This window comes from Paenibacillus amylolyticus, assembly GCF_036894225.1.
Taxonomy (GTDB): domain Bacteria; phylum Bacillota; class Bacilli; order Paenibacillales; family Paenibacillaceae; genus Paenibacillus; species Paenibacillus amylolyticus.
The window spans coordinates 375052-397252 of record NZ_CP145892.1 but is presented as its reverse complement, the minus strand read 5'-3'; the positions used below and the strand labels follow the sequence as shown (position 1 = coordinate 397252).

Genomic DNA, 22201 nt, shown 5'->3' with positions numbered 1-22201 from the left:
AAACATAATGCATCAGCCTTTTGATTACATCGGGTATTGGGAGGAAACATATCGTTCGGGTGAAACTTCCGGGAGGGGTTCATACGGGGTTTTGGCTGAATTCAAGGCCGAGGTCGTGAACGGACTGATTCAACGTGAAGGGATTCATCGTGTCATTGAGTTTGGATGTGGGGATGGCAACCAGTTGCAATACATGAATTATGAGGACTACCTGGGCGTGGATGTAGCGGCTTCTTCAGTAAAGCGTTGTGCTTCCCAATTTGCCAAGGATTCGTCCAAGAGTTTCATGCTGTATACACCAGGCCTATGGATTAACCGTGGTTTCCTGCAAGCCGATCTGACGGTCTGTCTGGATGTGTTATATCACATCACGGATGAAACAGATTTTCGCAATACCCTCTATGATATTCTGCACTCCTCAACAGCATGGGTGGTGCTTTACACCCGTTTGAAGGAAAACGGCAACCCGGGGATTGATACAATCCAGGACCGTAATCTGTTCGAGTATCTCTTCGACTATCCTGATTTCAAAGTTCATGAGATTATTCCGCAGCGCTATCCAGATCAATCTTCTGCCGACTTTGTCATCCTGAGACGTACACCTTCGAAGTGAAAAGCGATCTTTTCAGTAGAGCATAGCTAAGTCTGTACCCCAACTGGACCCGTAAGAATGAATATTCATAGGTCAGATATTCTTTTGTCTTCCTTGGATTATGTACACCATCCGCCTGTCCGCTCACCTTGATTTGTCTATTCAAAGCTCAAGCTTAGGTATACTCCTTCTCCAGTAGAGGGAATATCGTTCCTAATCCTGGAGACAGCCTTATGCGGACAGGTGATGATGGTTTGCTACTGATGCTACTGACAACTAAATACTGAATATATAACCGGTTAACTAGTTGAATCTAATGAAATAATTCGAAGGCTCACAACACTAATACCTTACTAATCCGTTCTCCCCTTCAGTTCTTCCAGCCCGTAGTTCTCAATTCTTCTTTTAAAATAACCCCGCATGTCCACGCAGCTTCGCCAGCGCTTCCATATAGAAATAATCGCCGTATATAATCGGCACATTCAACCCTCGCCCTTCCGGGTAATGCACCGTTCCCTGCATGATCAGACCTTCTTCCGCTGCCGAGTCGCCAGAGCTATAGTGCTCATGCAAGCCGCGGACGATACGTTCTCCCGCGGCAGCATAGGTCTCCCCGCGCGGCGACAGCTTCGCCAGCTCAAGCAACCCGCTCGCGGCAATCGCCGCAGCGGACGAGTCCCACGCCACCTGATGCTCCGCAGGTGCGCGGAAATCCCACATCGGCACGATCTCTTCGCCAAGCATGGCGAGGAAGAAATCGGCCGCACGCTCCGCTGTCTCCAGATATCGGGCTTCGCCCGTATACCGGAAAGACAGCGCAAACCCGTGCAACGCCCAGGCGGTCCCCCGCGCCCAGGCGGAACCTGGAGCATGGCCCTGTCCGCCATGCTCTCGCAGCTTCTGCCCCGTGTGTGGATCGAACTCCACCACGTGGCAGATGGACCCGTCCGCGCGGATGAATTCGCGCGCCACGGTGTCCGCATGTGCTTCCGCCAGCCAACGGAAGCGAGGGTCGCCGCTCTGCTCGGATGCCCAGTAGAGCAGCGGCAGGTTCATCATGCTGTCAATGATGGCTACGCCGCGCGTATCCATTGCTGACGAGCTGAAGTTCCAGGCGCGGATGAACTCACCGCGCACGTGGAACCGGGCAGCGAGCAGGTTGGCGGCAAGCATGCCACGCCGCCGTCCATCCATGCTGCCCGTCTGGCGGTAGTTGGCTACGCCACTAAGCAGCCAGATGAACCCCAGATCGTGATCCACCGATTCGGGATCACGCAGACAACCCTCCAGTTGCCGCTCACAGCTTTCGGCAATGCGATGTAGCGAAGCCGCCGCTTCACTTTCAGGAGCATCCCCATAGACCAGCCATAACAATCCAGGCCAGAAACCTGCTGTCCACCATTCCGGATCATTCCGATCATACGTCCCTTGCGGGGCAATGTGCGGAAATGTATCCTTAATCCGCTTTGCATTCCGAATCGTCTTGGCAGCTCCCTGTTGCCACGCTTCCTCGAGCCATTTTACCGACGTTGATGTGTTCATGAACATATCCCTCCTCGATTCAATACCAGACATCTAAGCTTGATGCTCCAGCTCATCCTCAACTTATCTATAGCGTCGTATGCCGTAACTGCAATAGCTATCCGATAAATATCACTAATCATCCACGAATAACACTTTCAACTATGCTTCGAGCTGTTTTGAGATGTTTGAAGATCTAATGATCCTCAACCTGAACACCTTCAGTTAACCCCGCCCAATCGGATCGCAAATGACAACCTACGTGCTCCGTTCACTTCAATCCGGGCTTCCTTCAGTAAACCATTACGGGAGGCCACAGCCTGTTCCTCCAGATGAATTATGGCTCCCTGATCCAGCGCAGTGGATTCTACATACGCCCCTCGATACTCCGTTCGTACGCTATGATCCGTATGGGTAATCACCGCCTGTTCACGACCATCATGGAACATCAACGGAATGAGTGCCCCTGCTGCAGCGATCTCTCCTTCGAATTCATACGTTATAGTCAGCACATCCGCCTGTTGTACATAATGGGTAAGCAATGTTTTAATTCCGGGTAATGGACCGACCCATGTCACGGCAAAAGCATTCTCCAAGGCGTTCACGCCATCTTCTGCCGCTCTTTCCTCCAGATGCTGCTCCACTTGGTTCCGTGTATCATGGTCCACCTTCTCATACACAATGGAACCACCTCCCTGAGCAGGGTCTAATCCAACATCCCGATCATATGCACCACCGGATGGAATCCCCTCTGCAAGACTGTGCCATACCCCATCTGGTGTCTTCCAGGTAGGACAGTAACTGAGCGGACGAACCGCCCCTTCGGCAAATTCCGTAAACCCGGCCTGCACATGGCTGGCAGCGGACGGACCAATCAGACCAGGTAACCCCATCTGTTGAATCCGTACCAAACCAGGAATCGTATACGGATCATTCATCGCCGTGTGTAATACCAGTTGCTGACCAGGTATGGAAGCAATCACAGTTTCAAACCACCCATCGGTCTGCAAAACCCTGCTGCCTAACTCGGAAGGAAGGTATACTTCGCTCACATCGTCTCCCGGATCACTGAGACAAGCGTGAGCAAGCGCTGCTGCCGTCCACAGGTTGTAACAGGTGTGGTTGGTATAGATTTCATACCCGTGCCGATCTTCTGGCGCGTATTCATTGCGCACGATTTTCAAGCGTCCATCATCCATCTTCCAGCGCTCCACAGCAGCAAAACACCGATTGGCCGCACGTGCAAAAGCACCCGCCATCACCGGATCTCCCGCCTCCAGAGCCTGCGTTCCATGTGTAGAACATACATAAGCTGCGGCAGCTTCATTCCACTGATGCTGGGAGCTGCGACCACGGGGTGGAATCTCACCTAGCGGCGAGAGCGAAAGTAACGAGCTGAAGGCACCATGGCGCAGCTGCTCACGTAACGTATCGGCAGTGGTTCCCTCGTAACCTGCTTCGAGCATCACCCCAAGGTGATAACGGGTGGCAATATCATAGGAAAATGGACAATTCGGGCGGTCCAGCGGTCCATCCTGATACAACCCAAGGGCTGTAAACCGGGGTAGATGATAGGCTTCCAGATATCGATCCATCCACGCAGTACCCTCATTCGCCAGCTGTTCATGCCACCGCAGATATTCGCCAGAGATCATAATGGCGTTCCAGTTAATCATGCGATTGGGATTGTTCATCTTGCTCATCGTAAATACATAATCTTGTTCAGGACTGATCGTCTTGAGTGCCTCAGCCCAGATCTGTGCTTGTTCAGGCAGGTGTGGTTTCAACAACATATAAGCTCTCATCATGAGCACCGGAAAAAAATCAGGGTGATTGTCTGGTGCGCTACCATTGACTACGGCATCAATGCTCTGTGACAGGGCTATTGCTGCCGATTGGAGCAAATCTGTACGCCCTGCATCAACCAGAACTGCCGCAGCCATCGCATAGGCCGGTGTAGAATAATATCTCTCCACACCCGAGAACGGGTCGATAATTGCACCCTGGCTGTCCTGATATGGTGTGTAAGCGCGAACAACACTTTCAACAAGTGCCAACTTGCGCTCCCTATTCCAGCCGTCTGCCGGAGGGCGGCCCGCTTGTTCTGCCAATGTACGGTAATGTTCGAGTTCATCTTTCCATGGATATGTGGACGCAGATGTATATTTACTCACGCATGCTCACCTCGGTTTCTTCCATTTTCGGTTCAATGATGAAGCGTACCTCACATACCGTTTCAAGCGAATTAGGGCGTTCTGTCCGAACATCTGTCTCATCAATTGCACCTGTCCATGATAGTGACGTCCGATAGAATGTGACTGGAACATTTCCATGATCAACTGTGTTCATAACCTCCGTAAAAACCTGCCACTGGTTCGCATCATACGTCATATGGACCGTTCCATGTATGCCTTGCCAGCGAAGGTTACCGCTCTTCACCACCTCAGGTTGTACTCTGCTCATCCAGCGCTCCACTACGCTCGAACATCCTGCATCTGAATCATCCACCGAAGAGAATCGTTCTGCCGAAGACACCACCCTGCTCTTCCATTGAAAACGGTCAATCAGACGCAATTCTGCTCGATCTCTACTACCGTCAGGAGAAATTTTCCAATGAAATTGGCGCGTATACCGAGCCAGTGAAGCAGCCCCAGGGTATGCGGATGTCAGATCTAAAGTAGTATCCAGCTCACCGCCACCCTCTGCCAGCTTTGCCTCTAACACATGGGCTTGCGCTTGCCGACCGGAGCATTGCTCCTGGCCTTCAATGAGCGGAACGTTATGACCGGATGACGAGATGTGGAACAGCTGCTCTCTGCCTGGCGCAAAATACGCTTGGGTATACAACCCTGCTCCTGGATCACACAGAATATTCTCACCACCGCAATGGATAATGAACTGCCCCAGATCATTATGGTTGTGAGGTTCATCGTTATGCCCGCCTTTAATGGAAATAGCCACATGAAGGGGTGCGCCGTTCGCATGTTTTGTATCCGGAGAATCGAACGATCCTTTTGCAATCATCCAGCACAGATTTTGAAAAATAAATCCCCGTTCAGCCTGCGCAGAGGCACCTTCATCACCATACACTGCCGGATCGCTCCACATCACGTTCCGCAACAGATGAGCCCAGCGATGACAGGGATCATCGGTAAGCAGTGGGATATGAAGCGGCAAATCCACCTGCAACCCAAATCGGGATGCGAGCAGGGAAAGCAATCCGGAAGGGATCTCTTCCTGCTCGGCACTGTCCGAATAATTTACGAATGTTCCACCTGACAAATGAACTCGCAGCGGGAAGGCTGAGATAGCTGTTATTTTGGAACCCGTCAGCAGATCTAGTTCGCCCTCACTGTACTCACGAAGCATCTCGGCATAATAGGTGAAATAACCAAATCCATATACCCAATATCCAATGCCTTCGGCACAGCCGCCATCCTCGCCATATCCGCTCAAGAATGCGTTCATACAGCTGACCGTATGGGAGATCGATTCCTGTAGTGTGGACTCATCCTCGAGCAGCAACAATGCGGCCATGCCACAGCACCCACCACAGACCGCCGACCAGTTGTGATCCGCTGTCTGCCAGTGCAACTTCCGTTGCTCCCGGTAAAGCGGAGTGAAGATTCGCCGTTCTGCTTCAGACCTGATCCGTTCTATGACAAGGCGATCCAGCCGCTCGGCGTAAATGTTCACAATCTCGGCCAGCATATGTACTGTCTCTGCGGCGAACAGATCGATGTTCCCATTCACCTGGTTGACCTCTCCCATACCCAGATGCGCGGGCAAACACCACGTATACTCACCACACACGTCCCACAATATTTCTTCCAGCGCCTGCAGTGCATCCGGCCTAGCTGTGTCTAATGCGAGCATCGCCACAGCAGCAAGTCTGCCCCTTCGATCGAAATAAGCCTCTTCATAGGCTTTTCGCTCACCCCTATCGCTGAACTGTCGATATAGACGGAACGACAAGGAAGGCATGGGTTCTTTCAAGGCACGTTCACCGTAAGCCTTCAAGTCTGTGTATAACGTAGCCAATTCAGGCCGGGATAACTTCTCCAAGAGTCTGTCGGCACTTAAGGAACTCAATGCTCTGCTCTCAGTACCACGTTGGTTTATATTTTCATTTTCGACTTCGTGAATGGAATCTTCCATTGGATTCACCACTCTTCGTTAATGGATTGTCATGCCCATATTATAATGTAATCGATTTCATTTTACCGGATATGATAGCATTTTTGAAGAATTATCCATTAGAACCCTTTCCACGACGTTACTTCCTTCTCCTTCCTAACCAAAAAAAACGAAGAACCTTCGTCAGGTTCTCCGTTGCATTCTGCCTGTCACCACAGGCTTTTTATGGTTATCTCATATTCTTAACTATCTTATATCCTCAACTGATCTTGAATACCTATAATGCCGCTGCCCATATCGCAACTGTCCGCTGTTGTTATTACACAATCGCAAGCGAAGAATTCTGTACAACAGACAACCATTGGCGTGCAATCAGCTCATGACCTGCTGCGGTTGGGTGTACGCCATCCCATAACCAGTACGCTGCATCCGCCTGTTTCAGAGCATCATTAAACGTCTGCTGCAATGGCACCCACACAGCTCCAAATTCTTCAGCAAGACCTTGAGCCAGTTTCTGATATTGACCGATATACTCTTCCCAGGCTTCCCATTTCTCCGCAGTTGCTCCGGTTCTCAGAATAAACGGCTCTATCAAAATCAGCCCCGTATCCGGCATCACTTCCCGAGTTTCTTCAAGCAAATGGCGATACGCCCGTCCGAAACGATCCGTTACCCCGCTAGGTTCACCATTCATCGTGCGCCAGGCATCATTAACCCCAATCAGGATGCTGATCAGATCCGGTTTTAGACTAATGGTATCCTCATTCCAGCGTGCGTACAGATCGGATGCCCGATCCCCGCTGATGCCTCTGTTATAGAAGGTCTTTTGCTTGCCCGCCAGTTCCATACCCAGTTTGCTGGAGATCAGATACGCATATCCGTGTCCGAGAAAATGATTTGGATCATCATTACGTGATCTTCCCCCATCTGTAATCGAGTCTCCCTGAAACAATATAACGGATGGACTTGTACTCATGATTGAAATCGTTCCTTCCTCTTGTGCAAAATGGAAACACTGAACACCTCAGTCTCCATTTTATCCCTTTCGGTCACAATAGAAAATAGCGTTTTCATCACTGAGGGTCGCCATCTTATGACTCTCCTAGCAATTATCCGATCCAATATCGCAAAATCATCATAGCCACAATACCGACCAATACGGTTCCAAGTAGACTGCGTGTCCAGATGGCTACTGCAATCGTAGGCAGGGAGGCCCACAGAGCTGCATTGTGCCTAATCGGCACTAACTGGTTGCCCGACATGAACAGTTCCTGACCAATCAGTGCTGCCATGACTGCTACGGGTACATACTCCAGCCAGCGTAATAACCACATTGGAATCTGTATCTTGCTGAACAGCATCAGTGGCAGTACACGCGGGATAAATGTTAATAGCGCCGAACCCATAATAATCCAGAATACATCCCATCTTACTTCCATCGTTCCATGAACACTCCCATCGTTGCCGCAATGACCGCAGCCACAATGACACTCATGCTGCCAAGTGAAGCCATGCTGGCGAAGATTACACAGACAACGGCGATAATAGCCACATTAATGTGTATTTTTTTGTTTTTGCGATGCACCAACTGGAGTACAACCAGTCCAATAAACATCGCTGGCAGGGCATAATCCAGACCCAGTCGTTCAGGATTGGTGATCCAGCGTCCAAAGTACGCTCCCGCCATATTAGCCACGAACCAGTTCAGATATGCGGTAATATTCAGACCATGCATCCAGCGTTCACTAAGCCTTTCCCTGCCAATCGCACGTGTCATCGCCACGCCGAAAGACTCATCGGTAAGCAGTGAACCAATCCACATATTTTTAAGCGGGGTCAGATGCCGAAAATACGGTGATACAGCTGCACTGAGCAGCAAATGACGAAGATTCACAAAAAATATGGTAAACATGATGGCTATTGCTGATCCATTCGATGCGAGCATGCCTGCTGCAATGAACTGAGCCGATCCTGCATATAAAATCAGGCTGAGCAGTGCCGTTTCCGCCAGACTCAGACCCGCGGTCATTTCAATAACACCCGCCGCAAAGCCAATACTCAAATAACCAAGCAGGGTTGGGATACAATCTTTGACCCCCTGCATGAATGTAGCTTGATCCTGGACCTCTTCCATGTTCTCCTGTCCAGATATCTGTAGTGTACTTTGGTCCAACTGCCTTACAACCCCTCTCCAATTTCAGTCCCCATAAACCGATATATATGGATGTAGATCCATCAAGGTCCACTCTTCATGAAAACAACTTCTTTGTGTATTCAACATGACCAGTTACATGTCTTATGGATTTCACATTTTGCAGAATTCACTTCACATTAATTCAGAAATATACCACAAGATGTGCACTAAGGGAGAGACAGATTACTTTTTATAGAACAGATGTAATCCTAAATACCTACAAAACCGAAAAATATTTTCGCGAAACTCATAAATTATGTTGAATAAACGCGAAATTTGTCATACGATAGCACCAGAAACTTCTGGAAAGGATGGAATGAAATATCTTTTACCAGATGGGCTTGTCCACTAGACATGGGGATGGGTTACACAGAGGGGGAATGTGTATGAAAAAAATTCGTAAACAAGGGGTCAAAAGAACAATGCAGATGAGAGAGAAACTGATTTTGTCATTTGCCATTGTATTGCTCATTCCAACCATTAGTCTGGGCATTATCTCGTTCCAAACAGCTGATGCCAAGGTTGAAGAGAAAATGTATGAGAACGCGATCAGCAGTGTTACTGTGCTCAACCAAACTATTGACCAGATCATTGGTGCAACACGCAAAAATGTTGATTTCCTGGCAAGTCAGCTGGATGCAGGCAATGTCGGACCCAATCAGGGTGACGAAACAGATACCATCCGTACCTTGCTCGACGCGTACAAGGAAACGCATGATGACGTAGAACTTGCCTCCATCGGTACCGATCAGGGCGTGTATATTAACTCCCCTGTAACTGCGGTGAACAAAGAAGGATATGACCCGCGCGAACGCCCGTGGTATCAGGCTGCTACGCAGAACAAAGATGTCCCTACCGTAATCACCCCCTACTTATCAAGCAATACCGGCAATGTTGTTGCTTCAGTAGCTCAGACCTCAGCGGATGGCCATGGTGTCGTCTCTGTCAGCCTGTCGCTTGAAGCCCTCTCGAAGACGGTTAACTCCACGAAGATTGGCGAGAAGGGTTATATCTATATCATTGATAATGCCAATAAAATCATTGTACATCCTACCGAAAAACCGGGGACCGAAGGAACCATGGCACCCTATAAAGATATTTTTGCACAGAAAAACGGAAGTCTGACCTATACACTAAATGGAAACCAGGAACACGCCTTTTTCTCCACCAATGAAACGACGGGCTGGACCGTGGTTGGTGTCATTGACAGTGGGGAAGTGACGGCTTCTGTCCGTCCGATCCTATATACCACACTTATTGTTGTCGCGATTGCAATTGCGGTAAGCTCCATCATTATTTTCTGGATTGTGCAATCAATCACCAAACCACTGAACCGCTTGGTGAAGGCATCTGACGAAATTAGTAATGGTAATCTGACCATCGAGGTTGCTGTATTGGGACAGGATGAATTCGGCAAGCTGAGCACCAGCTTCAATAAGATGAGCGAATCCTTGCGAACCGTTATCCAGGACGTGCGACACACAGCTGACGAGTTAACCGCCTCATCCACACAATTGGCAGTCAACTCATCGGAGACAACCAAAGCAACAGAGCAAGTCGCCCTGATCACGGAAGAATCCGCAGCTGGACTTGAGAAACAAACAAGCAACCTGAAACATACGGCACTGCAGATGAATGAACTTGCTGGAGGTGTGGGACAGGTAACGAACAGCACACAGCAAGTATCCGAAGCTGCCATGCAAGCAAGTGAGCTCGCGGATAAAGGGAATGCAACCATGCAGACGGCCGTATCCGAGATGAGTTCCGTCAGTCGCTTTGTGCAAGGTATGGCAGATACTGCTGGACGACTTGGACAGCATTCCACATCCATTGGTGAGATGGTATCTGTCATTACAGATATCGCTACACAAACCAATTTGCTTGCTCTCAATGCTTCTATTGAAGCAGCACGTGCAGGTGAGCATGGACGCGGCTTCTCCGTTGTTGCCAGCGAAGTCCGCAAGCTGGCGGAACAATCGAGCCTGTCCGGCCAGAAGATTGTAGAGATGGTCGGAGCGATTCAACAGGAGATTTCAATGGCCAATCACAATGTACAGATCGGGCAACAGGATGTAAGCAACGGCATTCGTGCCGTTCAGTTTGCAGATGAAGCTTTTGCCCAGATTAGTGAGGCTGTTGGGGTCGTCAATCATCAGCTCGAGAACATTGCAGCCGCCTCACAACAGATGTCTGCAAGTACAGCCGAAGTGGTGCAATCCATTGATCAGATCCACGCCATATCGGAAACCAATGCCGATGGAACGGAGAACATCTCTGCTGCTACGGAGGAGCAAGTGGCTTCCATGCAGGAGATATCATCTTCTGCTGATTCCCTTGCCCATCTGGCTCATAAGCTGCAGAAGCTGGTTGAACAATTCAAGCTGTAGTCGTTGAACTAAAGATTGTTTACACTAACACTACGATGACAGAATAACCTTCCAATCGCTGTTATCGTGTAAAAGATTAGTTCAACTTATATAATAATAAGTAGTCTGTAACACCCAAAGCCCCTTTGCCATCATATTGGCAAAGGGGCTTATGGGTTATAAAAGGTCAGGCATTTTAGAGAGGAAAATGCCTCTCCTATTCAGCAGATTGCTTTTTATCTCCGTGGTACCCTTGATCTCCGTAGGGCTCTAACTGTTCAAACCAGCGATTCAGACATTTGGCGAGTGCATCTTTGGAATCGTAATACGGGTTATCGTCTTGTTTCAATGTCTCCAGCACCTCAATCACAAACGCAGTCTCTCCATATTCATTCCATTCAGCCTGCAATCTTCGATTCAGATGGCTACCCATCTGTAACATAAACCGTTGTCCGTTAATGGTTTTCAGGTTCAGTGTGCTGTCGATATAAACTTTGCCGTTACGTTCATTCCGAATTTGGTAGACGCCCGCTTCCGTTTTAACTTCTTTGGCCTGTTCCTGCAATTCTTTGCGACGATTCATCTTCTCCTGCTCCCCCTTTTCTTTGCGCTTCTGTTTTCCAACTTTGGCGCTCTGTTGATCTGTGTGGCTTCCCAACCAATACTGACTGCCGTCTGGCTCACGTTCCAGCAAACCATAGTCGACGAGATACCTCCGTATTTCCACGTAATCATCATGAACTTCCTTCAGAAGCTCATTGACCTGTTTTTCGGAATATTTGCGCTCTGTCTCGAATCGTTTGGCAATTTCGATGAGCACAATATATTTATGCTTTTGCTGCATATGAAATGTCGTCAGCCGACCGCCAGTACCCTCTGGAAAATACTTGTTTAACACCTTCTCCCGATCCTGTTCTGTAATATCAAATGAGTTCGGATGGATCGTATGCCCATGTCTTGTCACCGACGACACCCATTCAGCCGGGGCTTGGGTATCTTTACTCTTGAGAAGCTCCATTAATGCCAGAAATATCTTGGCCTGCCGTTCCTTCTCCTTTAATACAAACCGATGATTCCGGATCGTGGAAGCACTCCCGATGCCAAGGGTCTTCTGTACTTCAGCATCCTTCTTGCCTTCATAGAATTGTGACAACAAGCCCCGCTGGACATCAGACAATCCGGTTACGCTTTTATCCAGCTCCAGCAAATATTCAAATACCGATCCATGAACCTTCTCAATATGCACTCGCATATAACGGGCTGCCTCATAGAGCACTCCTTCTTCAGGATAGATAATCCCCGATTCCGTCCTGTATCCGCAGCAGACACATATATAGGCGGGACCCTCCTCCATATAACCACGCTTGATCTCTTCCAATGAAGCTGTTTGCAACCAGGATTCCGATGATTTCATGTAAAAGCTCCTTTTTATCATTGTATGGTCATTCCAACCGTATATCAATCAAATATTTTATAATTATGTTTGTTTATTTATAGATATAATATAGTTTTGTTTATTTTATGTCAATATAACGGAAAAGAATGCTATGTTTAAAGACATAACGGATGCCCCTTGTTCAACAGAAAAAAGACCGCAGGGTCGCAACCCTGCAGTCTCATCGCAGAAAGGGCATTTCAGCACCTTCCATAAGCATTTATCCTCAATCATTGTCTCATTTCAATCTCTGTTACAACTTAAACCGTTCAATCATGCTTTGCAGATCTTCAGCCATACGTGACAATGCTGCCGAAGAAGCCGCAACCTCTTCCATTGTAGCCAACTGCTCTTGAGCCGCCGCTGATCCATCTTCCGTTCCAGAGGCAATTCTGTCCGACAGAACCATTGTATCACTTACTGCCTTGTTGATATGACTCATGCCCCCATCAATTTGACGGGAAGCCGTGGATACTTCTCCAGCTTGTGCAGCCACCAACTGTACCGCAGTACGAATGTTATTGAATGCTTCGCCTGCTTCTGTAACCATCTGCGAACTCTTCACCATACCTTCTCCCGTACGGGCAAAAGTGGATTGCACCGCATTGGTTTTCTCCTGCATCTCATGCATAAGCTCATTAATCCGCTCGGCTGAAGCGCCTGAACTGTGAGCCAGTGTCTTCACTTCGTTGGCTACAACCGCGAATCCGCGCCCTTGCTCGCCAGCTCTTGAAGCTTCAATGGATGCATTCAATGCAAGAATGTTCGTCTGCTTGGCAATGGCCGTAATCTCGGCCACAATCACAAGGATCTCTTCATTTTTCGCGCGCAGATCCTCAATGACCACAGACATGGCTTTGCTCTCATCATTCACCTGCTGAATATGGGTAACCGCTTCTTCTACTGTAACCATACCTGCTTCCGACTTAGTGGATGCATCCAGAGCGATACGAGCGGTGTCTTCAGCACTTGATGAGATCTCTTTTACTCCAATGGACATTTCGCCCACGAGTTGACCTGTAGCAGCAAGACTATTGTTCTGCAAAGTCGTTCCCGCAGCTGCATCCTGCATCAGTTCAGCCACCTGTTCTGTGGCTTTGGATGTCTGCTCGGAACTCGCCATCAGTTCTTCAGAAGATGCCGCCAGCTGGCTGGATGTATCATGCACCTCTCCAAGCACACTACGTAGGGAAGTCGTCATCGTGTCGAAGCTTTCCCCGAGCTGTCCGAACTCATCCCGGCGCTGTAAACCTACCCTTACGGTGAGGTCCCCGGCGCTTACTTTGGATGCTGCCTGCGTTAATTGCAGCAATGGCCGGTGAATGCTGCGGATAATGAATATAAGCAGAATCAACCCGATAACCAATGCAGATGCCACAATTGTAATTGCACGGATCAAAATAGGCATTACAGCTTCACTTGCTTCGGAAGGAACCATCTCGCCAACAATTTTCCAACCTGTCACCGGATTGGTGAAATACACAGCTTCCACTTCGTGACCATCATATGTATACTTCACCGTTCCACTTTCCTTCGTATACATCTCATTAATGTAGCTTTCATCCGACTGTGTACCGGATTCAATATTGTAGTGGAACAGGAATTTACCCCCGTTATCTAGCATGTACAGTTTGCCTTCTTTACCAATACGTATCTGATCAACGGATTCTTTCAGATGATTGAGACTGACATTGGCCCCGAATACCCCTTTGCCATCAGCCAGCTTGGCAGCTGCCGTTACAACCCATTCACCTGTTGTGACCGACTGGAACGTATCCGAGATTACAGGTTCGTCCTGGGACATGCCCATCGTATACCATGAACGTTCACGTGGGTCATAGATCTGTTCCCCGGGATCAGGAGATTTCATCCAGCTACCATCTTCCGCACCTGCGGTGAGTACACCCAGTTCCTTATGATTCTGAGACATCCGATCCATCTGCCTTTGCAGTGCAGGGGATTTATTAATAATATCGTTTGAAGTCATACCCGCAGCCATCTGCGCTGCGTTATCCTTCTCCATATCCAGCATTTGATTTATCTGCAGACTAAGCATTTCTGTTTTGGCTTGTGCGGAACGAATAATTTCCATTTTAACCTGGTCAGCAGCTTTTTGATAAGACAACCAACCAACAGTAATGCTCGGTACAATCAGGAACAGGAGCAATGCAGCGATCAGGCGTTTTTTTACGGTTAAAGTAAACCAATTTCGAATCCTTTTCTTCATTAAACTATCCCCCATCATAATCTTCACCCATCCTTTTATCGGACAATTGCTGTAAAAATATTATGTATAGATACTAAATTAGAATAAATTTAATCTTTTCGGTCAGTTTAGATGGATTCACCTAATCCTTCTATTCGTTTTGACCCCCTTAGCGAGATCGTTTACAATGCTCATAAGCTGGCTATTCATGAAACGATTGGAAGGAGAGGATTCAAATCTTACGCAAGGCAAATGAAAGGCAACATGTTTCCACGGTATATTCATCCATGTTCCGCATTCTGTTAGCGCTCATCCTGTGTGCAGGCCCGATTCTGGGACAGGCTGGTATTACGGCATCCGCAGCGCAGGCGACGCAAGCAGTTCACATTGAAGTGAATGGTGAGCAACAATCCTGGAAGAACGCACCACTTATCATCAAAGGCTCAACGTTTGTTCCACTGCGGGATGTGGTCACATCGGTTAAAGGCACGTTGAAATGGGATAATCGCACCAAGACGGCTACCATTACCGTTGGCAGAGACAAGCTGATTCATCAGGCTGGCAGCAATTCCATTAAAGTAAACAAGGTCGATCTGGCTACAGGTGTGAATTCACGTACTGTTAACGGTACGTTGATGGTACCTGTCCGGGCCATGGCTAATGCAATCAAGGCAGACATCAAGGTCCAACGTACAGCCACGGGGCAGATGAGTGTAAAGATGGTCACCGATCAAGTCAGCCTGCTGAACAGCGAGGTTGCCAGCGTTGATACGTATCTGCGCGAGATCAACTATCCAGGTATGGCTCTGATCGCCCGCGATGGTGAAGTACTCCTAAAGCAAGGCTACGGACTTGCCGACGAACAGACACTGAATCGTCCAGATCAGAAGACTCGAATCGCATCGCTGAGCAAATCCTTCACGGCCGCTTCCGTTCTTAGTCTGGCGGAAGAAGGAAAGGTCGATGTGCAAGATCCAATCTCCAAGTACATCTCCGGTATACCGAAGGGAGATCAGATCACGCTGCATATGCTCTTATCTCAGACCTCAGGTCTGCCATCAGCATTTGGTCGGGGTGAAGGAACTTCTATGGAAGAGACTGTAGAAGAGATTCGCCACAAAACGCTGAAGTTTGAACCAGGAAGTGCCTATCTGTACAGCAACAGCGGGTATGTTTTACTTGCATACGTCGTTGAACAGGTATCTGGCATGAGTTATGCCGATTACGTGCAGCAGACGATATTGAAACCACTTGGCATGAAAAATTCGGGAGAAGCTTCCCGTAAAGTGCACACGATTAGTGGTTTTGTTCAAGAAGATAACGCATGGGTAACTGCACCTTACTATGTGTCTCAATCCGGATCAGGAACCATCTATTCCACGGTGGACGATATGCTGAAATGGGATCGTGCGCTGTATACGGACAAGATTCTAAGCCAGGATACGATTGAACAGATGTATGAGCCTTATTCTGATAAAAACTATGGCTACGCCTGGATTCTCAAAGAGAATGGCGCAAACCGTACCGTCTTCCACAACGGTAGTGGTGGCGGGTTTGCCACAGCCTTTTCACGTAATCTGTCCGATGATATCACCATTATCCTGCTTGGCAACCACGCAGGTATGGACATGACTTCACTTTTGGATGAAGTTGAGGCACAGACAGCCAAAGCACTGCAATTGCAATAATCTATAATTTATAGCTTATAATGAGCAAAGAGACGGTCCTTTAAAGGATCGTCTCTTTGTGTTGTATATGTTCTCATTTTAACGACTCACACTTCCGTTTCGCTCAACCCACAATCCATCTCTTCTTCATCCTGCAAAAGGTAGATTTACTCATATTCTTATTAATGCCTAGGAGACATCCGCTCTTCATCATCTGTTTGCTTTAATGTTACAGGAAGTTTCCCCGCAAAAGGAATGCGCCCCATCAGCGCCTGAGCGACGCTATCCATGGCAAGTGGCCGGCTCTCGTAAGCCGCTACATAGACCTCGGCATCCGGGAGCGCCAGCAGATCATAGGGGCTTCGCAATGCCACAACAGCCAGTGGTTTACCCAATTGCTGTATCCAACCAATCAGCCTGCACTGTGGATCGCCGGAGGGACTTCCCGCATTGTAGGTTCCCACCACAATCTGCCGAATGTCATCTGCTTCCGCTGCCTGAAGCAGACGTGCGGAACGAATGGCGACTTCCTCGGGTGTGACCGTCAGATCAACAACATCCAGACCATACATGGATAAGGCTGAGCCCAAGGTGAATGTCTGAGTCAGCTGTTCGTCGGCAATTGTCGTCACGGACGTGGCAACCGTTATGACCAGCGTGCGTTCCGGCTTCAAAGGTAGCATATTCAGCTGATCGCGCACCAGTGTGATACTGTTCTCACTAATACGGCGAGCAACCTCTTGGTGTAATGAACTGTTGCGCTTCGACCCACTGGATAGAGCAGGAACGTTTGATGCCTTTGGCAATGATGCATTCGATACTACGCCATACACTTCCTCATCACCTGCACCACCCGCTTCACTCTCCAACAAACCACGTTTCGCCTTGTACATCAGCAAGCGATTCACCGACTCATCAATACGTCTCTCGCTAATCCGTCCACTCCTCACAGCTGCTAACAATGCTTCAAATGCCTCTGCCTGAAGCTTAGCCGTATGGCTAATTAACACCAGATCTGCCCCGGCCTCTACCGCCATTACGGCTGCATCGACAGTGCCATAGTTCACGGCAATGGCATCCATCTCCATGCAATCTGTCACGATCATGCCCTGATAACCCAGTTCCTGGCGAAGCAGACCGCTTAATACGGTTTGCGATAGCGTTACGGGCAGACGCTCTGGCTCCAGTGCAGGAAAATAAATATGCGCCGACATCATGGCATCGACACCTTCGGCGATAGCGGCTCGGAATGGAATCAACTCCAGGCGCTCTACCCGTTCACGATCATGAGTGATGATTGGGAGGTCCAGATGGGAATCGGTATCCGTATCCCCATGCCCCGGGAAGTGCTTGGCTGTCGCTGCAATTCCAGCGTCCTGTATTCCCGCAATGGTTCTGGCTCCATATTCTGCAACGGATTGTGGAGATTCGCCGAATGATCGTACACCGATGACCGGATTGGCCGCGTTATTGTTTACATCCAATACTGGAGCAAAGTTCATGTTAATGCCCATGGACTTCAGCTCCAACCCACTGATATATGCCGCCTGATATGCATCGTCAATGGAACCGGCAGCGGCAATGGCCATTGGTCCAGGCATCAAGGCGATTCCTTCGGTAATTCGAGCAACCATGCCGCCCTCCTGATCAATGGATATCCAGAGCGGCACATTACCGCTGCTTTTGGCAATCTGCTGTAGCCCTGACGATAACCGCTCTACCTGCTCTGGCGACTCAACGTTGCGCGCAAAATAGATCACGCCACCGATTGGATACTTTCGGAGAAAGGGTTCCACATCGCCAGCAGCTTCAGTGCCATGAAAGCCACAAAGCAGCATTTGCCCGATTTTCTCACGCAAAGTCATCTGTTTCAGCTTCGACTGGTATAACTCTTTTGGCCCACTCATTTCATGCCTCCCTCCGCTAACAAACATCCGTTCATTCATATAACAAAAACGGCTTTCGCCGCTCCTTCCATTCCGCTGCCTGTACATTCCAATCTTCGATTAAACGAACGAAGCCCGCCCGGTCATGGATCGTTTCCCTGACTTCCTTCCCCCCTGCCAGCAGGTCGATAAAGTACCTTGAACCTGGCTCTGGCGGCTCCAGCCAGCAGAATTGCTCCGGATAAAGTGAAACCAGTTCATGCAAAAGCACTAACCCTGTCTCTACCGCCCGAAATTTCCTGCTGTCCGTTACAAAAATCCTTACACCACCACACAGCTCACCTGCATGTTTGGAGAATGTTGGCGACATGTACACTGGATGCACATGCACACCTTCCAGCTTGTATTCCCGAAATCGTTCCGCCAAACGCTCACCCTCAACCCAGGGTGCCCCAATCCACTCGAATGGGCGGGTCGTGCCCCTGCCCTCCGATACATTAGTGCCTTCGAACAGGCACGTACCCGCATATACCCGCACACTGTCCAGCGTGGGCATATTGGGAGAGGGTAACATCCAGGGAAGACCACAATCCGCAAACTCCATGGAGCGCTGCCATCCTTCCATGGTAACCACGTCCAATTCACAAGGTACATCCATCTCGCTGTTGACCATCAGGGCGAGTTCACCTATCGTCAATCCGGTACGTACAGGTACACGCCAAGCGCCAACGAGTGATTCATACCCCGCGTTCAGCACACCGCCTTCCACAACGTTTCCACCCAGCGGATTGGGACGGTCCAGAATCAACATGCGTTTGCCTGCTCCAGCACAGGCATCCATCATATGGAACAAGGTTGAGGCATACGTGTAATAACGGATGCCCACATCCTGAATGTCGAACAGCACCGTATCCACTCCAGCCAGCATTGCAGGCGTAGGTTTCTTGTAATCTCCATACAGGCTGAACACCGGAATGTCCAGACGTGGATGAAGCATGTCTCCGAATCTGACACCCGCCTGAAGCTCTCCACACAGTCCGTGCTCACAGGCATAAAGCGCTGTAAGCATGGCATTAGCCAGTCTGGCGCACACATCTATTGTCGATACAAAATCCGCTGTAATACCAGTCGGGTTTGTAATTAGACCGATTCGATTACCCGTTATCCATGGATGTGATAACCCTCTGGATAGAAGATCAACTCCCGTTTTTACAGCCGGGATCTGCTCGGTCCCATTCAACTGACCCATCACACATTCCCCTGGCTGATCCAGCCTGTATGCTGGTGATCATTACCGCCTGTTACGACAGGCTCTTCTTCAGGCTCCAGCATATTAAGAGCAACCTTATGCTGATAGATGGCAAACATACCTCCAAACAGCGCTCCAAAACCAACGACAGTCAGCATCAGCAAAGCAGTTAAGCACATGGCCTGAAAACAAGCGCCCATCGTGTACCCCGGGTGACGGAAGAACAGCTTTACACTTTCCCCCATCGCCTGAACGATGCCCATGTTTTTTTGTAAAACAAGCTGCCAGGTATAGAACTGTGACATCAGCGCCATGAGAACAAAGAAAGTCTGGAATACACCCACTGCTGTACCTGTAATTCCACCCTGTCCACCGTAATACCACCAGGTTGACCATAGAATGAAGCCAAGCACCGCGAAAAGCACACCCACCGATCCTCCCGGGACTATTCCCTTCAACGTTCCGATCCAAATATCCTTAAGTCCATTGCGCCGTTCCTTACGTTCCAATCTGTGATGCACGGCATAACAAACACCGAACAGGATGGGCATATATATCAAGGCCAGTAGCAGCACCGCGATCGGCAGCGGAGCAAACATCAGAATGGGAACCAATACGATGGAGCTAACGACACTGTACAAGGCCACCGGAATAATATCCCGATAGATTTCCGCGCCCGACTTGATCAATACTTCACTCAGCTTACGCATTTTTATTCTCCCTTCTATATAAGTTGGACCAAACATTTACACGATACGGAGAAAACAGAACAAATCTGGAGAAGCGAAGCATTCGCCCACAAGGGCTGTCTTAAAAGGGCTCCCCATTTGGGTTGGCTTGGCCGCACCGCCGGTCAGTATGTTGTACCAAACTTGCAACGTGCTAACGAATCTACCGCACCTTAAACGACGGATTTCCGAGGCATGCCAATTGTAACGAACTTCAGTGCCGCTTACTCCCGTCCAATCGCAAGCTCCGTCTCTGGATCGAAAAAGTGCGCCTTACGCAGGTCCAGTACAAAATTTTTGTCCATACCTACATAAGCATGTGTTTCCGGATGAACCTTGGCCGTAACAGTACGGGCACCGGAATGGAAATACACCAAATTCTCGGAGCCCAGATGTTCTACAACCTGAACTCGCGCCTGCAGCATGTGGTCTGTCGGGATATTCGGAGCAACATCGTCACCAAAAATATGCTCTGGACGCAGCCCCATAATCACCGGCTTGCCTTGATGACTCTGAAGACGAGCGAGTACATCTGCTGGCAAGGTGAATGATGCTCCCTCGATGACAACCTGCGTGCCTTCAATCCGGGCATCAATGAAATTCATCGCCGGGGAACCGATAAATCCGGCAACAAACATATTCCGCGGACTCGCATACAATTCTTTCGGTGAAGCCACCTGCTGAATATCTCCATGATTCATGACCACGATGCGTTCCCCAAGTGTCATAGCCTCCACCTGATCATGCGTCACGTACACAATCGTGGCACCGAGACGTTTATGCAGCTCTCCCAACTCCACCCGCATCTGTACCCGCAACTTGGCATCCAGATTGGACAGTGGTTCGTCGAATAAAAACACCTGCGGATCACGGACGATCGCCCGTCCCACCGCAACACGCTGGCGCTGACCACCAGACAGCTCGCGTGGTTTGCGCTCCAGCATCGCTTCCAGTCCCAGAATGGAGGCCGCATTCTGCACCTGTTCATCAATGTAGGACTTTGGCTTTTTCAGGTTTTTCAGGCCAAAGGAAAGATTCTCACGGATGGTCATATGCGGATAGAGTGCATAATCCTGAAATACCATCGCGATATCCCGATCCTTCGGATGCAGATCGTTAACAAGCCGGTCACCGATCACAATATCACCGCTCGTTTGCTTTTCAAGTCCGGCAATCATCCGCAGTGACGTTGTCTTGCCACAGCCCGAAGGACCCACAAACACTACGAATTCCTTATCTTCTATAACAAAGTCCGAGCCGGCCACAGCCGTGAACGTTCCTTTATGATCGTCTTTGAATTCTTTGCGCACTTGGCGAAACTCCACGCGTGCCATAGGTAGATCCCCCTTTACGTTGTCGCTTGTCCTGAACTAACAGTTAACCTTTAACTGCACCAATCGTAATGCCCTGCAGGAAGTAACGTTGCAGTGAGAAAAACAGAATGATCATGGGCAGAGCACCTATTGTAGCCCCCGCCATCATCGCGCCGAAGTCCGTTGATTCGGCAAATACGAACGAGGCCAGCCCCACCTGAATGGTACGCATCTCGTTGGAATTGGTAATGAGGAACGGCCAGAAGAATTCATTCCACGAAGCCACAAACGTGAATATCGCCAGCACCGCGATTCCCGGCTTTGCCATCGGCAGAATGACTTTCCAGAAGATACCAAATTCACTACATGCATCGATACGTGCCGCATGTATCAGCGATGTGGGCAGCGTAGACATGAACTGTTTCATCAAGAAAATGTTGCCCACACTAACGGCAGCAGGCAGAATAATGGCCGTGTACGTATCTCCCAGGTCAAACACGTTGACCATCAGAATGTACAAAGGAATCAGTGTCACCTGCGCCGGGATCATCATGGTCCCAAGCAAAGTCCAGAATACCGCCTGACTACCCGGAAACTTTAGTTTGGCAAATGCATATCCCGCCAGGGAGGCGAAGAATACATTTGTTACGGTCAGAATGATCGAGATGAGCAGCGAATTGTATAACCAGCGCCAGGCATCAGTTTTGGCAAAGAAGCGCTCATATGGTGATAACGACAACTGCTCCGGAATCATCTGTGGTTTAAACGAAGCCGACATCGCACTATCCTGCACCGAACCAACGAGCATCCAATACATCGGAATGACCGTCACCAGCGCCCAGACCACCAGCAGAATGGATGCAACAACGAGCAGTATCTTTTTCTGTGTTGATTTCATGGATTTCAT

General features: G+C 49.1%; 16 protein-coding genes. 3 read left to right on the top strand and 13 right to left on the bottom strand.

Going from position 1 to position 22201, the window contains the following annotated elements; all coding sequences use genetic code 11:
- The first annotated feature begins 7 nt into the window (after positions 1-7).
- Complete coding sequence (locus V6668_RS01910; protein WP_036616541.1) at positions 8-613, top strand: methyltransferase domain-containing protein; 606 nt, start codon at positions 8-10, stop codon at positions 611-613.
- Between the two features lie 384 nt (positions 614-997).
- Here the strand turns inward: V6668_RS01910 and V6668_RS01905 are convergent, their stop codons facing one another.
- From V6668_RS01905 to V6668_RS01880, 6 genes are all read right to left on the bottom strand, one after another.
- The gene (locus V6668_RS01905) at positions 998-2134 is read right to left on the bottom strand and encodes a glycosyl hydrolase (RefSeq protein WP_338707579.1); all 1137 of its coding nucleotides are present in this window, start codon (positions 2132-2134) and stop codon (positions 998-1000) included.
- Positions 2135-2334: 200 nt separating this feature from the next.
- Positions 2335-4287 carry a glycosyl hydrolase gene (locus V6668_RS01900; protein ID WP_338707578.1) on the bottom strand — a complete coding sequence of 651 codons (1953 nt, stop codon included), beginning with the start codon at positions 4285-4287 and terminating at the stop codon, positions 2335-2337.
- Complete coding sequence (locus V6668_RS01895; RefSeq protein ID WP_051449897.1) at positions 4280-6271, bottom strand: heparinase II/III domain-containing protein; 1992 nt, start codon at positions 6269-6271, stop codon at positions 4280-4282. The genes V6668_RS01900 and V6668_RS01895 overlap by 8 nt, the downstream gene beginning before the upstream one ends.
- A 298-nt stretch (positions 6272-6569) precedes the next feature.
- Positions 6570-7226 (bottom strand): SGNH/GDSL hydrolase family protein, encoded by a 657-nt coding sequence (locus tag V6668_RS01890; RefSeq protein ID WP_051449896.1) that lies wholly within the window; start codon positions 7224-7226, stop codon positions 6570-6572.
- 133 nt (positions 7227-7359) lie between these two features.
- Complete coding sequence (locus V6668_RS01885; RefSeq protein ID WP_036673050.1) at positions 7360-7689, bottom strand: AzlD domain-containing protein; 330 nt, start codon at positions 7687-7689, stop codon at positions 7360-7362.
- Entirely contained in the window at positions 7680-8384 is a 705-nt protein-coding gene (locus V6668_RS01880; protein WP_036673217.1) for an AzlC family ABC transporter permease, read from the bottom strand. The genes V6668_RS01885 and V6668_RS01880 overlap by 10 nt, the downstream gene beginning before the upstream one ends.
- A gap of 446 nt (positions 8385-8830) precedes the next feature.
- Here V6668_RS01880 and V6668_RS01875 point away from each other — a divergent pair, with 446 nt between their 5' ends.
- Positions 8831-10831 (top strand): methyl-accepting chemotaxis protein, encoded by a 2001-nt coding sequence (locus V6668_RS01875; RefSeq protein ID WP_036673048.1) that lies wholly within the window; start codon positions 8831-8833, stop codon positions 10829-10831.
- Positions 10832-11027: 196 nt separating this feature from the next.
- Here the strand turns inward: V6668_RS01875 and V6668_RS01870 are convergent, their stop codons facing one another.
- Complete coding sequence (locus tag V6668_RS01870) at positions 11028-12224, bottom strand: DUF2087 domain-containing protein (RefSeq protein ID WP_076329888.1); 1197 nt, start codon at positions 12222-12224, stop codon at positions 11028-11030.
- A 274-nt stretch (positions 12225-12498) separates the two neighbouring features.
- Positions 12499-14472 (bottom strand): methyl-accepting chemotaxis protein, encoded by a 1974-nt coding sequence (locus tag V6668_RS01865; protein ID WP_338707577.1) that lies wholly within the window; start codon positions 14470-14472, stop codon positions 12499-12501.
- Positions 14473-14738: 266 nt separating this feature from the next.
- Here V6668_RS01865 and V6668_RS01860 point away from each other — a divergent pair, with 266 nt between their 5' ends.
- Positions 14739-16139: a serine hydrolase gene (locus tag V6668_RS01860; protein WP_338707576.1), complete on the top strand. Its 1401-nt coding sequence runs from the start codon at positions 14739-14741 to the stop codon at positions 16137-16139.
- 161 nt (positions 16140-16300) lie between these two features.
- On the opposite strand, the gene nagZ is transcribed toward V6668_RS01860, so the two are convergent.
- The 5 genes from nagZ to V6668_RS01835 form a co-directional block, all read right to left on the bottom strand.
- Positions 16301-18025: a beta-N-acetylhexosaminidase gene (gene nagZ / locus V6668_RS01855; protein WP_338707575.1), complete on the bottom strand. Its 1725-nt coding sequence runs from the start codon at positions 18023-18025 to the stop codon at positions 16301-16303.
- 31 nt (positions 18026-18056) lie between these two features.
- Positions 18057-19253 (bottom strand): DUF1343 domain-containing protein, encoded by a 1197-nt coding sequence (locus V6668_RS01850; protein WP_338707574.1) that lies wholly within the window; start codon positions 19251-19253, stop codon positions 18057-18059.
- Entirely contained in the window at positions 19253-19963 is a 711-nt protein-coding gene (locus tag V6668_RS01845; protein WP_338707573.1) for a hypothetical protein, read from the bottom strand. The genes V6668_RS01850 and V6668_RS01845 overlap by 1 nt, the downstream gene beginning before the upstream one ends.
- A 242-nt stretch (positions 19964-20205) precedes the next feature.
- Positions 20206-21315, bottom strand: a complete 1110-nt coding sequence (locus V6668_RS01840; protein ID WP_017691095.1) for an ABC transporter ATP-binding protein — start codon at positions 21313-21315, stop codon at positions 20206-20208.
- Between the two features lie 43 nt (positions 21316-21358).
- Positions 21359-22192 carry a carbohydrate ABC transporter permease gene (locus V6668_RS01835; RefSeq protein ID WP_017691096.1) on the bottom strand — a complete coding sequence of 278 codons (834 nt, stop codon included), beginning with the start codon at positions 22190-22192 and terminating at the stop codon, positions 21359-21361.
- Positions 22193-22201 lie beyond the last annotated feature (9 nt).